Here is a 13,193-nt window from a genome sequence, read left to right on the forward strand (position 1 = left end):
TGTAATTATATTTTGTTAGATAACTTGTTCTTAAATGCTTTGATGAAAGATATTGTGGGTGGTATCAAAGATACAACAATAATTAAAATGACAAATAAACCGAAATATTTTTTGACAAAAGCATTGTTACTAAAGAAAAATGCTAAGTAGACAATGGAATAAACCCATATAAAAGCACCGATAATACCCATTAATACAAATTTAGGATATCTCATGCGAGCCATACCGGCTGTGAAAGGCATAAATGTTCTTACAAGTGGTGTAAATCTTGCCAATATGATTGCAGCGGCGCCATATTTGTTAAAAAAATCTTGTGCTTTAAGTAGATGAGCTGTTTTGAGGATTTTTGCATCATCTTTGAAAATCCGTTTACCGACCATTCTGCCGAGGAAATAGTTGCATGAGTCACCACATACAGCTGCAGCTACAAGTATTGGAGCTAATATATGTACATTTAAACTAGTCGCTGCTCCAGTAAGTCCTAGTGCAAAAAGTAAAGAGTCGCCAGGTAAAAAGGGTGTTACCACAAGCCCAGTTTCACAAAAAATTACTAAAAAAAGTAATAGATAAGTCCAATCACCAAGTATATTAATATATGTGCTAATAAATTGATCTAGATGTAGGATAATATGAAATAATGCTGAAATCGTATCCATAAATTATTCATTTTGAATGTTTTGTCGTTAGATTATAAAAAAATAATATCTAAAGGTTAAGTTCTTTTTACTTTTATTTTATTTATAATCCCTTTTAGAATCATTTGAATCACTACTACAGCTACAATAATGGCAATAATTAAGCTCAGATATTGTTTAACAAAATAATTGTCACTAAAGAAATATACTGTATATGTAATTGAAAAAGACCAAATAACAGCTGATATAGCTCCTAATGTAACGAATTTTGCATAGTTCATGTTGCTAACTCCAGCAACAAAAGGAGTAATTGTTCTAACAAAAGCTATGAAGCGTGAAAAAATTATTGCTTTTGTGCCATATTTGTCCAAAAACTCTTTAGTTTTGATCAAATATGCCTTTTTGAGAATTCTAGCATGTGTGCTGAATAATTTCTCACCAATAAATTTACCGGTAATATAATTACATGAGTCTCCGACAATAGCTCCTAAGCAAATGGATAAAACCGCTAAATGAATGTTGATGCTTGTAGCGGCAGCTGTTATGCCGATTGTAAATAGTAAAGAGTCACCTGGAAAAAATATTCCAAGAACAATCCCTGTTTCACAAAAAATTATAAAAAATAGTAGTATATAAAACCAAATGCCTAAAATATCTATGAAGTAATTTATATACTCATTGAAATGGATAATAAAATCAAACATTGCTTCACTCCGGTTTGATTTTTATTGATAAAGCATGGATTTGTGGCATAAGTGATTGTGTACATCTGAATATTTCTTTATGTGCTTTAATCTTTGCCATATCACTTAATTTCTTAGATGAAATATTGATTACATAGTGGTATTTGCCTTCTATAAATCCTCTATGTTTTGCGTGTTTGTGTGTTTCATCTATTATTTCAATTGTTGCCAGGGGATCAAGTTCGGATAGTATTTTGTTTTTAATTTCATTAGCTACAGTAGTACTATCCATATTCTATAATATCCTCGTAGGTGTAATAATTAAATCAAGCTTAATATCATATATATCTATGATGATATCATCATTTTGCTGTTCATCAAAGGCTATACCTATAGTTAAAGGGGAATTACAGTTTTTTTTGAAGCTTAAAGTATAGTCGTAAAAACCTCCCCCCATACCCATTCTAAATTTATCTTTATTGAAACCAACAATTGGTACGATAATAATATCAAGCTCCCAAGCAGAAATGATATCAATTGTTGAATATATAGGTTCTTTAATCTTATATTTATTTAAATAATACTTTTTTGAATCTTTTGCGAACCATAAACCATGTTTTATAAAAGGATGAACTATAGGTAAATAAATATTTTTGAAGTAGTTATTGATTGAAAAGGTATTAACTTCATTTTTAAGAGAAACAAAGCTAGCTATTTTTGGATTTGAGAAGTTGTTTTTAATATAATCTATGACTTTAAAGCTGATTTTAGATGATCGTTCATCTTTATCATTTAGATTGTTCCTAATATTTAAAAGTTCTCGGCGTATATGCTCTTTAATCATGACTAAAACAATAAAATAATTAGTTGTCCAGATTACCGCTTTAGTTCAATGTTCTTGATCCCTATGGTATCAAGTTTGGGTGCCATAGTTTCAACGTTGGGCTTCTTTGTGAATGCATTGCATCAAAGCTTGCTCTCTAGTTCAAACACCAAGCTCCCTATTCTAAGTAGTATCGGTACAAGATTGTAACTAAATCACCAATAATCCAGACAACTAAACTTTTGAATACGTGTGTATTATAAACGACTATATGTTTTCTTTGAACAATTTATCGTAAAAAGTTTGTAGATATATTGCTTGACTTTGTTTGATTTGACTTATCTACTTTTAGCGCGTGCCGAGAAGTTATTTTATTAAGCTAATACTTTTAAAAAAATACCTATAACTAATTATCTATATACAGTAAAATATCAGTTAATAATATATAAAATAAATTCTATCTATGAAAAATGAAAAACCTAATTTTGAAGATGTCGCAGAAGCTCTAAAAGTAATGCAAGCCTTAACTACAGCTTCAGAAGCACATGGGCTACTTTGTGCATTATTTAGCTTTGGAGCGGAGGTCAAATTCACTGCGTGGTCAGATTCTTTGATGACAAAACCAATTGAAGAAGGTGATTTAATAGCAGTTTCAGCTTTGCAAACTATGAAAAAACTTTATGACTACACTCAGTCTCAGTTTGATGAAAAAGGGTTAAGTTTTGATCTATTTTTACCAGAAGATGATGAGCCTTTAAGCTATAAAGCTGAAGCATTAACTTATTGGATCAGAGGTTTTTTGTCTGGTGTAGGTTTATTTGGTTTAGACTACGAAAATTCTAAAGATAGAGAAACTAAAGAAGCAATAAGTGATTTGATGAAAATATCTTATATGGATTATGAAGCTCTTGAAGATAATGATGACTGCGAACAAGACTTCATTGAATTGCTTGAGTATACAAAAGTTGCAGTATTGCTAATTGATAGTGAAAAAGTTTAGGTATTTATATGAATACTAAATATGATATAGCGATTGTTGGTGGAGGTATTGTCGGCTTATTAACTTCATTAGCGCTTGCTAGAACGGGATGTTCAATTATTCATATTGAAAAAGATGAACTAGAAGTCAAAAATGATAACCGCAGTATCGCTGTGTCTTATTCATCTATAGCATTTTTGAATACTCTTGGCTTGTGGGATAAAGTTGCTAGTAAAACCCAAGCCATAAAAAAGGTTCATGTTTCTGATAAAGGACGATATGGTAGAGCTGAGATTTTTGCTAAGGATGAGAATCTGACATTTCTTGGTGCTATTGCTCCAATGCAGGAGTTATTGTCAGTTGCTTTACAAAGTGTTACAGAAAATCAAAACATCGAAAAAGCTTTTGAGACTAATGTGATTAGTTTGCAAAAGAATGCTGATGATTATTCGCTAGTTGTTGAGCAAGAGCAACAAAATAAAATAATACAAGCTTCTCTGATAATCGCTTGTGATGGTGCAAACTCAAGTATGCGTAAAATGCTAAATGTAGGTGCTAAAATTACTGATTATAAACAAGATGCGATTGTTTTTGATATTCAGACGGATCAAGACAATCAAAATACAGCATATGAAAGGTTTATGACTGATGGTGTGCTTGCAATGCTTCCTAAATCAAAAACTACAATGGGTTGTGTTTGGACTGTTGATAGAGATAATTCAAAAGAAAAACTAAATTTAGACAAAAATAAATTTCAAGAGATGATTCAAGATAGATTTGGTTACAGATTAGGTGAAATTAGGGTTGCAACAAAACCTGCTATTTTCCCTTTATATCTTGTTCAATCAAATGAGGTATATAAAAATAATGTATTATTTTTTGGTAATGCTTTGCATTTTTTACATCCTGTATCTGGTCAAGGCATGAATTTAAGTATTCGAGATATCGGCTTTTTATATGATTTACTTGTTGAAAGTGATTTTTCACAAAGCTCTATAGCAGCAGTTTTAGAAGAGTTTGCCAAAGTTAGAAAACCAGATCATGATAGAACAATTAATATTACACATGGATTTGTGAAATGGTTTGTTTCAAATGATTTTAAATTTGTTGCAAGTAGAAATGTTGGATTACATTTGTTACAAAGAAGTAGACTAGCTAAAAAAGTTCTATCTCGAGTGATGATGGGTAAGCTAACAAAAGGTTCAACACTAATGAGAAAGGTGGTTGAAGATGAACATTAGAAATATCCAAAAAGATGTAGTGATTGTTGGTGGTGGTATGGTTGGGCTTAGTTTAGCTTTATCCTTGCATCAGAATGGTCTACAAGTCGCTGTAATAGAAGCAAGAGAAATAAATCATAAGCATCTCAATTCAGATAGAGTAGAAACTAGAGTAAGTGCGATTAATCATACATCTAAGAGATTGCTACAAGATTTGGGTGTTTGGAATACCATTAAAAGCAATCGTATATCACCATATTATCAAATGTGTGTTTGGGATGATGTTCCTAGTGAAAGTATTACTATTTCAGCAGAAGAGATATCTGAGCATAGTTTGGGTAATATTGTAGAAAATGATATTATAACACAAGCTCTCATTACTAAAATTAGTAATACGGGTATTGAAATTTTTACGAATCAGAAAATAGAAAAAATTCAAAAGAATGGCAATACTGAACTAGTTGTTTTAGCTGATAAAATTATCGAAACTAGCTTGATCGTCGGCGCAGATGGAGCTAACTCTTTTGTTAGAGATTATTTTAATTTTGAAACTAAAGTTAAACCATATAAACATACTGCGATAGTGGCAACTCTTGAGCTTGAAAAACAACATAATCAAACTGCATACCAAAGGTTTTATAATAAGGGAGTTTTAGCATTTTTACCGTTAGAAAATCCTAATAGAGCTTCGATCGTTTGGTCTGTAAAAACTGATTATGCTGATTTCTTGATGAGTTTAGCAGATGAAAAATTTGAATTAGAGTTAGCAAAAGCAATTAATAATACTCTTGGAGAAGTTAAGCTTTTATCTAAAAGATTTAGTTTCGAACTAGTTCAGCGTCATGCTAAGAGTTACATCAAAAGTAATGTTGTACTAGTCGGTGACGCTGCTCATACAATCCATCCACTAGCTGGTCAGGGTGTAAATATTGGCTTTAAGGATGTTATAGCTTTGAGTAAAGTTGTAAGTGAAGCTTTTGCCAAAGGTAGATTGATTGGGCATATCTCAACGTTAGATAAATACCAACGCGAAAGAAAGCTTGATAATACTAAGATGATAGCTCTTATGAAAGCTTTCAAAGAAGTCTTTGGTAGTGAGAATGATTATATTAAAAAAGCTCGCAGAGCTGGATTTGAGCTTGTTGATAAAAATAGTATTGTTAAAAGTTTAGTAGTAAAACAGGCTTTGTAAACTTATTGATTAATTTCTTGTCGAGCTTTTTCTAAATCTTTTAGAAAATCTTGGTTTCCATTTAAAATTGCAAAGTTTGCTAAAGCTACAGTTTTAGCAGCTTGGATATCACTTTTCCAATGTACTCCGCAAACAACTCGACTTTGGGATTTTCTATCAGCTAACTCAAAAAGCTGTTTAGCTGTTTGTGGTTTTAGCTCTGCTAGAATCATAGCGTAATTCCAAGCTCTAGATGAGTGTCCAGAAGGGTATGAGTAGCTACTAGGATCTTCATCAGGATCGCAAGGTTTTCTGTCAAAAAACACAAAGGGTCTTATTCTCTTGTATTTTTCTTTAGCTGATTGTTTTATATTCGATACATCAGTTGTTGATCTATTTAATAAAGTGTATATTGCGGGAGTTTTGTCTTTAGTGATTTCTTGGCCAAAAGTTTTGCTAAAATCAGCAATATGAACATCTTGGTCATTAGATGCATCATGAATCGCTATTTTATAGTCAGTAGTATTTTTATTTTGGCTAAATACTGCTTCTGATATCGCTTTGTCACTAGAAAATGCTAATGAGTCTGTACTTGGAGGAGCTCCTATAATGCCATCTATATTTATGATTTGTTTTTTTGGTATATATCCATTAGGCCAGTCGCTAGCGAAAGAGGCTGATAATGTTGCAAATATAATAATTGTAGTGCATAGAAATTTTTTCATAGTTAGTTTTTGGGGTATTAAATTAGTTTTGGAAAATTATATTAACATATTCAGATGTATAGGAAATATTAGTTAAGAGTAAATCTTCATAAATTTATCCTTTAGTTATCACTTCTAACAGAAACTCTATATTGCTATAAATATAAAAAACAGATGATTTCGATTATAAATTAGATTTTTAAATAGGTGAATTTACAAATATTAAAACTTCTTAATATCAATTCCTAACTTTTTTTGTAGTTTTTCAATATAAGAAAACTCAGTTTCCTTAATTATTAGAATGCTATTACCGGATTTACCCATACGACCTGTTCTGCCTGCTCGATGTTGGTAATCTTCTGCTTTGGATGGGATATCATAATTTATTACAAAATCGACATCATTAATATCAAGTCCTCTAGCTGCAACATCAGAGGCAACTAAAACTTTGATTTGTCCATTCTTGAATTTTTTGATGGTATTAGCTCTATCAATTTTATTTTGTTCGCCATGAATAGAACCAACCCCACATTCTAGTTTATCTATTTTTTTTGTGACGAAATCGACATCATTATTTCTATGTAGAAATACTATAGATTTGGCAGGAGATATTTTGTTTAGTAATTTTCGTAAGGTATCGGTTTTACGATTACCATCAGCTGTGATATAGCTATGTTCTATAGTTTCTTTTTCTTTTGAGTTATCAATAAGCTCTAAATTTTCAATAAACCCATTAGCGATATCAAAAGCATGGTTTTTGATAGTAGCGGAACCTAATATATATTGTAGATTTGTAGTTTTAGAGATGATCTGTTTTAAAAGCTTTAAACTATCATCTTCAAGCATACGATCTGCTTCATCAATAATACAGTATTGTAGCTGAGCAGCCTTCAGTTTTTTTTGATCGATAAGTTCTAGGATTCTCCCAACAGAGCCAACAACAATATTTGGTTTTTTCTTTAATTTTTCTTTTTGTCTTTCTATCGATGCTTTACCAATTAGTGCTAGTGATTTAATGCCTATACTTGAGAATGTCTCATTTATAAAATTACTAATTTGAATGGCTAATTCATGAGTAGGTGTGAAAAAAACAACTTGTGTAAGAGGTTTTTTATCTATTAATAGTTTATTTATAATTGGCAAAATATAAGCAAGTGTTTTACCACTACCTGTTGGTGATTTTAGCCAGATATTTTCTCCATTTGAGATTTTTTCAAAGCTTAAAATCTGTGAGTTTGTAGGTGTTTTGATATTTTTATTTTCTAATATTTCTATGATGTTTTGGCTTAAGTTTAAGTCTGAAAATAACATAAATATTTATATTTAAATTGTTATATATGGATAATAGCATATTAGGATGATAATGACCTAAATTGTTATATCTATTATCTAAGTTATGATAATATTCTGCTCAAAAGATTTTTTTAAAAATAAATTTATTAAATGAAAACAGACGATTTTGATTATAAGTTACCAGAAGAGTTAATCGCTAGTTATCCTTTAGAAAATCGTGATGCTAGTAGGTTGTTAAAGTTGAATAAGCAAACAGGTGAGATCATAGATCATAAATTTACTGATTTTATTGACTTTATAAATCCAAAAGATTTGCTTATTTTCAATAATAGTAAGGTAATGCTTGCTAGATTGTATGGTGAAAAAACTACAGGTGCAAAGCTTGAATATCTCATAGAAAGAGTTAAAACACCCAAAATTTTTGAAACACACATTAAAGCAAATCGTTCACCAGCTGTTGGTAGCGAGATATATGTTCAAGATACTTTGGCAAAAGTGTTAGAAAAAGATGGTGGTATGTATCTACTTGAGCTGCAGGGTAATAAAGATATTTATCAATTGATGGAAGAGTTTGGACATATTCCTCTACCTCCATATATGAAACGAGATGATGAGGAGTTTGATGCAGAGAGATATCAAACAGTGTATGCTAAAGACTTAGGCTCTGTTGCTGCTCCAACAGCTGGTTTGCACTTTTCAGAAAAACTAATGCAACAAATAAAAGCTAAAGGTGTTGATATAGCTTATATCACTTTGCATGTTGGATCAGGAACTTTCAAACCTGTTCAAGTCGATGATGTTAATAATCATAAGATGCATGCCGAGGTAATATCTGTATCTGAAGCTGTTTGTGAGAAAATTCGCCAAACTAAAGCTAATGGTGGTAAGGTAATAGCTATAGGAACAACCTCTGTGCGTTCACTTGAAACAGCTGCTCAAAGTGGAGAAATTCAGCCCTATCAAGGTGAGACTGATATTTTCTTATATCCAGGGAAAAAGTTTAATGTGGTCGATGCGATGATCACAAATTTTCATCTACCTAAATCAACGCTTATTATGTTAGTTAGCGCATTTGCAGATAAAGAAAAAATAATGAAAGCATACGAACATGCTATAGCTGAAAAATATAGATTTTTTAGTTATGGTGATGCGATGTTTATATTTTAAAAAAAATTAAGGAGTGTTTCAAATGAGGTATTTAAAAACAATAGTTTGTGTAATGTCAATTATTTTACTAGGTTCATGCTCAAATGAGCAAGATACTTCAAGTGTTAGCAGCAATGCATCAATTAAAAGTAACTTTAAAGATATGGGTGATTCTATTGGAGATTCGGCTAAAGATGTAACTAAAAGTATAGGCCATGATTCGAGAAATATAGTTGATGATAATGGTGATGGATCTATTAAAGAAAACTTTGAAAATATGGGTGACTCTATAGGTGAAGCTGCTAGGGATATAACTAGAAGTATAGGTCATGGTACAAGAAATATAGTAGATGGTAATTGATAGTTATAATAAAGGAGTCTTAAAAATGAAATGTCTAAAGTTGGTTTGTTGTGTTATGTTAGTTGCTCTATTAGGAGCGTGTTCTGATAGTAGTGATAGTTCAAGCAATAATGGATCAATAAAAGGAAACTTTAAAGATATGGGTGATTCTATAGGTCACGCAGCTAGAGATGTAACTAGAAGTATAGGTCATGATTCAAGAAATATAGTAGATGGTAATTAAGCATTTTTTTACACCTTTAAGATAATTAAAATCTTTTCTTTATAATAGCTATATCCTTTTAGCTTTTAGTAATTTATCATTATCAATATTAATGAAAATCAAGTTAGTTAAATAATGAACAAAGCATTTTTTTTTGATATTGATGGTACTTTAGTACATGAAAATAAGGGTGAACTTTTTGTCTCAGATAAAAATATTCAAGCAATCAAAAAATTAAGAAAGCAAGGCTATAAAACTTTTATAGCTACAGGTAGATCACCGAGTTTCATTCCTTCAGCAGTTCTTGATTTGCCTATGGATGGTTATGTTACGGCAAATGGTTCTGTAGTCAGTGTTGGTGATAAACTTGTTTATGAGAAGCTATTTCCGCAAAGTGCGATTGATAATGTTTTAGAATTTTGTGAAAAACACAATCATGACTGGCTTTTTGAAGGTGAATTTGCATATGTGAACAACCTTGAATCAGAAGATCTTAATTATTTTTATGATAACGTTATAGTAAGTAAGGATAAGATCATTACAACACATAACTTATATAATGTAACAATTTATAATGCTTTAGTTTTGGGTAGGAATGTTGATACTGTAGCTTTAGAACATACGTTAGGAGATGAGTGTGTGATAGCTCCGCATAATGAAAATGGTTATGTTGATTGTTATTTAGCAGGACATACTAAAGCAGATGGTATTGATAAGGTTGTAGAATATCTAGATCTTGAAGGGTATGAGACCTATGCATTTGGTGATGGTAATAACGATTTAGAAATGTTTGATCGAGTAGATGTTGCTGTTGCCATGGATAATGCTTCACCTCAATTAAAAGAAAAAGCAAGTCTAATAACTAAGGCAAACTATAATGATGGTGTATACTATGGTTTGTTAAAGTTGGGCTTGATTTAGACTTTATTCTTCTGTAGTTTGTTTAGTGGTGGGGGCTAAAATTAACAAACAAAGGAAGATAAATGAAGAAGCCACTTATATTAACTTTAAGTTTTTTACCTCTACTGGCATTAGCTACAGATCAAAATCAAACATCTTTAAAAGGCTCTGATTTAATATCAACTAATGTAGAGTCTGTTTATACATATGTTTCACCAGATGTAATGTACCCTGAAGCAAGGAAATATGATCAGCTTGTTAAAAGCTGTAATGAAAGTAAAACAGAGTGTATTTATCAACTAAGAAACTATGATGCAAAAGGCAAACCAAATGGTTATAGTGAGTATACATATGTTATTGAAGATGGTGCAGTTTTTCAAACTAACACTATGAAGATTAAAGATAGTGATGGTGCTATTCGTACAGTGAAACTTGGAGACTCAGAGCTTCAAGAAACGCCGTTATTTCCTCAAAAAATAGAACTAAATAAAGTTGCAACTAGCTCAGAAACTTATGATGATTATACTATCAAAGAAGCGTCAAAATATACAAAATTAATTCCAGAAATCACTCTTAATAACAACACTTATAAAAACTGTATTCAAGCTGAGTTAAAACAAAATGTGGACTATAAAGATCAACCACATAGAAATACTCGATATGATTCTATTAAAATCTATTGTAAGGGAGTAGGTGAGGTTTATATTAAATATAGTATGTTGAATAACAAAGGAGAGCATCTTTTTGGTCAAAAAGATATTGTTCAATCTTTATATTCAATAACTAAAAATAAGGAAAAAGTATGAAAAAGGCTATAGTTTTAACTTTAGGTATTGCGCCATTATTAGTGTTTGCTACAGACTTAGATCAACAAGTACCTTTGAAGGGAAGTGATTATATCACAACAGATGTTGGAGCTACTTATATTTATGTTTACAATCATTTAGATAAGCCTGCTAAACTTACTCCAGCATTTGATCTTACTGTTAAAGGTTGTAATAAGTCTAAGACGAAATGTGTTTACGATACGGTAACTGAAATGGGTAGTGATAAGCCTTATTTTGCGAACGAGTCAGTATATGAAATTAAAGGTGGCGTGGTTTATTTCTCATCTATTAAAGGTGGTAAACCTGATGGCACAACAGTAGATATTGATAGTAAGCCACAAGAACTTTTTCCTAAAGAAATTATTCTTAACAAGATTGATACTATAAATTATTCTGATGAAATGTCTGATAATCAAGGGACTTCGGTGTTTACTAAAGTAATTCCAGAAATAGTAATAAATGGTAATACTTATAAAAATTGTATACGTATGGATAATGATGTTAATAATTGTTATAAGAATAAGGATGATAGTAGTAAGAGTTGTCATCATATAATAGATTATGAGATTTATTGCAAAGGTGTGGGTTTGGTTACAGAAAATATCGACGGCGATACGTTATTGCTTGAGAAAATTACTAAAAAGTAATTTAATCAGTCTAATTTTTTCTAAATAGCCTCTTGATATAGATCTTGTTTAATTGATTAGTTTTGGGTGTTGAATATGTTTGTTATAGTTTTGAGTTTTGTATTAGTTGGTATTTTGGTGGGTGTGCTAGCAGGTATGTTTGGCTTTGGAGGAGGCTTAATTGTTGTTCCAGCAATCGTAACATTTATCTCTATTCATGAACCAATGTTTGTATCTAATTCTATGCACATTGCTGTTGCAACATCTTTATTTGTTATGTTTTTTACATCTATAAAAACAACATATGCTCACTATAAAGCTAACAATATAATTTGGAGTATTGCCCTAAAGCTAAAGATGGGATTAATAGTAGGTACAGTTTTAGGAGCGGCTATCGCCAGTTATCTTTCTAGTAGTCTATTAGAATCTTTGTTTATAATATTTTTGATATATACAGTTATTAAACTAGTCTTAAAAATGTTGAATAGTGCGAAATCAGAAGCTGATGAATATTGTAATAATATAGGTAAACCTCTACCGATATTATTGTATATTTATGGACTTTTTACAGGTTTTGTTTCAGTTGTATTAGGTATTGGAGGAAGTATAATTATCGTTCCTTTTTTAAGAGGTCGTAATTATAGGCTTACAACAGCGGCAGCAATCGCATCATCAATAGTACCTTTTTTAGCACTTTTTGGAGCCATCTCATATATTATTGCTGGTTACGGATTATCAAACCTACCTGATTATTGCTTGGGATTTGTATATCTACCTGTAGCGATTAGTTTGATAATTGGATCATTCATAGGGGTATCAATAGGAGTTAATTTATCAGGTAAAATCTCTCAGAAGTTACAAAATTGGGCGTATTTAGTAATTATGCTTATTATCCTTACAGTTATGATTCTCTAGGCTTTGTAAACGCTAAAATATAGAAAAGAGGTGCATTAATAAGCGCAATTATATATTTAATAACCAATGTTGAAATTATGACTTCAAAAACATATTCCATCGGGATAATCCCAGCAAATGCAAATCCATAAGTTATAAGTGTAGTATCAAGAATTTGTGATATCAAAGTTGAACCAGTGTTTCTTAGCCATAACCATTTTATATCAGAACTAAAGCTTTTTATCTTAGAGTATATAAGTACATCAAATAGTTGAGATACAAGATAAACTAGGTTTCCAATAATTACAGCTTTTAAAGCACCACCATTTATTGAGAAAAATAGATTTAAAGAGTTATTTACATCATTATAGAAATCATCATTTAAGCTTGTAAATAGCGTTGAGATAAACATTAAAAGCACGAATGATAGGCCAAAAAATATTGATTTTAGAACTGCTTTGCGAGCCTCTTGTCTACCATACTTTTCATTTAGTAGATCATTGGCAGTAAATATACCACCAAACATTACATTGCCAAGTGTTGCAACAATATGAAAGCCAGCAATATCGTAAGCAACGCCTTTGTTAACTTGTATATTTGCGGCAATCACACTAACAACTATAAATATATGTAATCCTTTTTTGCCAAAAAGTTTATATGCTAAAAATAAGACAAAGAAGTCTACAAAAGTAAATAGTATTAAAATATCGAAGTTTGTCATTTATATTC

General features: G+C 31.0%; 17 protein-coding genes and 1 other RNA gene. 10 read left to right on the plus strand and 8 right to left on the minus strand.

Annotation, left to right across the window (positions count from 1 at the left end):
• Window positions 1-5 precede the first annotated feature (5 nt).
• The 5 genes from ACKTR7_RS08645 to ssrS all read right to left on the minus strand — a co-directional run bounded on the left by ACKTR7_RS08645 (window position 6) and on the right by ssrS (window position 2,377).
• The gene (locus ACKTR7_RS08645; RefSeq protein WP_044526508.1) at window positions 6-656 is read right to left on the minus strand and encodes a VTT domain-containing protein; all 651 of its coding nucleotides are present in this window, start codon (window positions 654-656) and stop codon (window positions 6-8) included.
• Between the two features lie 56 nt (window positions 657-712).
• Complete coding sequence (locus tag ACKTR7_RS08650) at window positions 713-1,339, minus strand: VTT domain-containing protein (RefSeq protein ID WP_044526507.1); 627 nt, start codon at window positions 1,337-1,339, stop codon at window positions 713-715.
• A 4-nt stretch (window positions 1,340-1,343) separates the two neighbouring features.
• On the minus strand, window positions 1,344-1,610 hold the full coding sequence (locus ACKTR7_RS08655; protein WP_044526506.1) for a BolA family protein: 267 nt from the start codon (window positions 1,608-1,610) through the stop codon (window positions 1,344-1,346).
• 3 nt (window positions 1,611-1,613) lie between these two features.
• Window positions 1,614-2,162: a 5-formyltetrahydrofolate cyclo-ligase gene (locus ACKTR7_RS08660; RefSeq protein ID WP_407877931.1), complete on the minus strand. Its 549-nt coding sequence runs from the start codon at window positions 2,160-2,162 to the stop codon at window positions 1,614-1,616.
• Between the two features lie 20 nt (window positions 2,163-2,182).
• Window positions 2,183-2,377: non-coding RNA, 6S RNA (gene ssrS, locus ACKTR7_RS08665), on the minus strand.
• Between the two features lie 227 nt (window positions 2,378-2,604).
• Between ssrS and ACKTR7_RS08670 the strand changes: the two genes are divergently transcribed.
• The 3 genes from ACKTR7_RS08670 to ACKTR7_RS08680 are packed head-to-tail and all read left to right on the plus strand — an operon-like array spanning window position 2,605 to window position 5,532.
• A complete protein-coding gene (locus ACKTR7_RS08670) occupies window positions 2,605-3,141 on the plus strand; it encodes a UPF0149 family protein (protein ID WP_407877932.1) in 537 nt (178 codons plus the stop codon).
• 8 nt (window positions 3,142-3,149) lie between these two features.
• Window positions 3,150-4,361, plus strand: coding sequence for an FAD-dependent monooxygenase (locus tag ACKTR7_RS08675; RefSeq protein WP_407877933.1), 1,212 nt, complete (start codon window positions 3,150-3,152; stop codon window positions 4,359-4,361).
• Entirely contained in the window at window positions 4,351-5,532 is a 1,182-nt protein-coding gene (locus ACKTR7_RS08680) for a UbiH/UbiF/VisC/COQ6 family ubiquinone biosynthesis hydroxylase (protein WP_407877934.1), read from the plus strand. Before ACKTR7_RS08675 ends, ACKTR7_RS08680 begins: the two co-directional genes overlap by 11 nt.
• A gap of 2 nt (window positions 5,533-5,534) precedes the next feature.
• On the opposite strand, the gene ACKTR7_RS08685 is transcribed toward ACKTR7_RS08680, so the two are convergent.
• Window positions 5,535-6,236 carry an acid phosphatase gene (locus ACKTR7_RS08685; RefSeq protein ID WP_407877935.1) on the minus strand — a complete coding sequence of 234 codons (702 nt, stop codon included), beginning with the start codon at window positions 6,234-6,236 and terminating at the stop codon, window positions 5,535-5,537.
• Window positions 6,237-6,437: 201 nt separating this feature from the next.
• Window positions 6,438-7,526: a DEAD/DEAH box helicase gene (locus ACKTR7_RS08690; RefSeq protein ID WP_407877936.1), complete on the minus strand. Its 1,089-nt coding sequence runs from the start codon at window positions 7,524-7,526 to the stop codon at window positions 6,438-6,440.
• A gap of 132 nt (window positions 7,527-7,658) precedes the next feature.
• Here ACKTR7_RS08690 and queA point away from each other — a divergent pair, with 132 nt between their 5' ends.
• From queA to ACKTR7_RS08725, 7 genes are all read left to right on the plus strand, one after another.
• A complete protein-coding gene (gene queA, locus ACKTR7_RS08695; protein ID WP_407877937.1) occupies window positions 7,659-8,675 on the plus strand; it encodes a tRNA preQ1(34) S-adenosylmethionine ribosyltransferase-isomerase QueA in 1,017 nt (338 codons plus the stop codon).
• A gap of 22 nt (window positions 8,676-8,697) precedes the next feature.
• Window positions 8,698-9,015: a hypothetical protein gene (locus ACKTR7_RS08700; RefSeq protein ID WP_407877938.1), complete on the plus strand. Its 318-nt coding sequence runs from the start codon at window positions 8,698-8,700 to the stop codon at window positions 9,013-9,015.
• A 25-nt stretch (window positions 9,016-9,040) separates the two neighbouring features.
• On the plus strand, window positions 9,041-9,238 hold the full coding sequence (locus ACKTR7_RS08705) for a hypothetical protein (protein WP_407877939.1): 198 nt from the start codon (window positions 9,041-9,043) through the stop codon (window positions 9,236-9,238).
• Between the two features lie 114 nt (window positions 9,239-9,352).
• Window positions 9,353-10,138 (plus strand): Cof-type HAD-IIB family hydrolase, encoded by a 786-nt coding sequence (locus tag ACKTR7_RS08710; RefSeq protein WP_407877940.1) that lies wholly within the window; start codon window positions 9,353-9,355, stop codon window positions 10,136-10,138.
• Between the two features lie 62 nt (window positions 10,139-10,200).
• Window positions 10,201-10,923, plus strand: coding sequence for a hypothetical protein (locus tag ACKTR7_RS08715; protein WP_407877941.1), 723 nt, complete (start codon window positions 10,201-10,203; stop codon window positions 10,921-10,923).
• Window positions 10,920-11,591 (plus strand): hypothetical protein, encoded by a 672-nt coding sequence (locus ACKTR7_RS08720; RefSeq protein WP_407877942.1) that lies wholly within the window; start codon window positions 10,920-10,922, stop codon window positions 11,589-11,591. Before ACKTR7_RS08715 ends, ACKTR7_RS08720 begins: the two co-directional genes overlap by 4 nt.
• Before the next feature lie 75 nt (window positions 11,592-11,666).
• Window positions 11,667-12,485 carry a sulfite exporter TauE/SafE family protein gene (locus ACKTR7_RS08725; RefSeq protein WP_407877943.1) on the plus strand — a complete coding sequence of 273 codons (819 nt, stop codon included), beginning with the start codon at window positions 11,667-11,669 and terminating at the stop codon, window positions 12,483-12,485.
• Here the strand turns inward: ACKTR7_RS08725 and ACKTR7_RS08730 are convergent.
• Window positions 12,472-13,185, minus strand: coding sequence for a queuosine precursor transporter (locus ACKTR7_RS08730; RefSeq protein ID WP_044526493.1), 714 nt, complete (start codon window positions 13,183-13,185; stop codon window positions 12,472-12,474). The genes ACKTR7_RS08725 and ACKTR7_RS08730 overlap by 14 nt on opposite strands.
• Window positions 13,186-13,193 lie beyond the last annotated feature (8 nt).

It is taken from the genome of Francisella sciaenopsi (assembly GCF_045862875.1).
Classification (GTDB): Bacteria; Pseudomonadota; Gammaproteobacteria; order Francisellales; family Francisellaceae; genus Francisella; species Francisella sciaenopsi.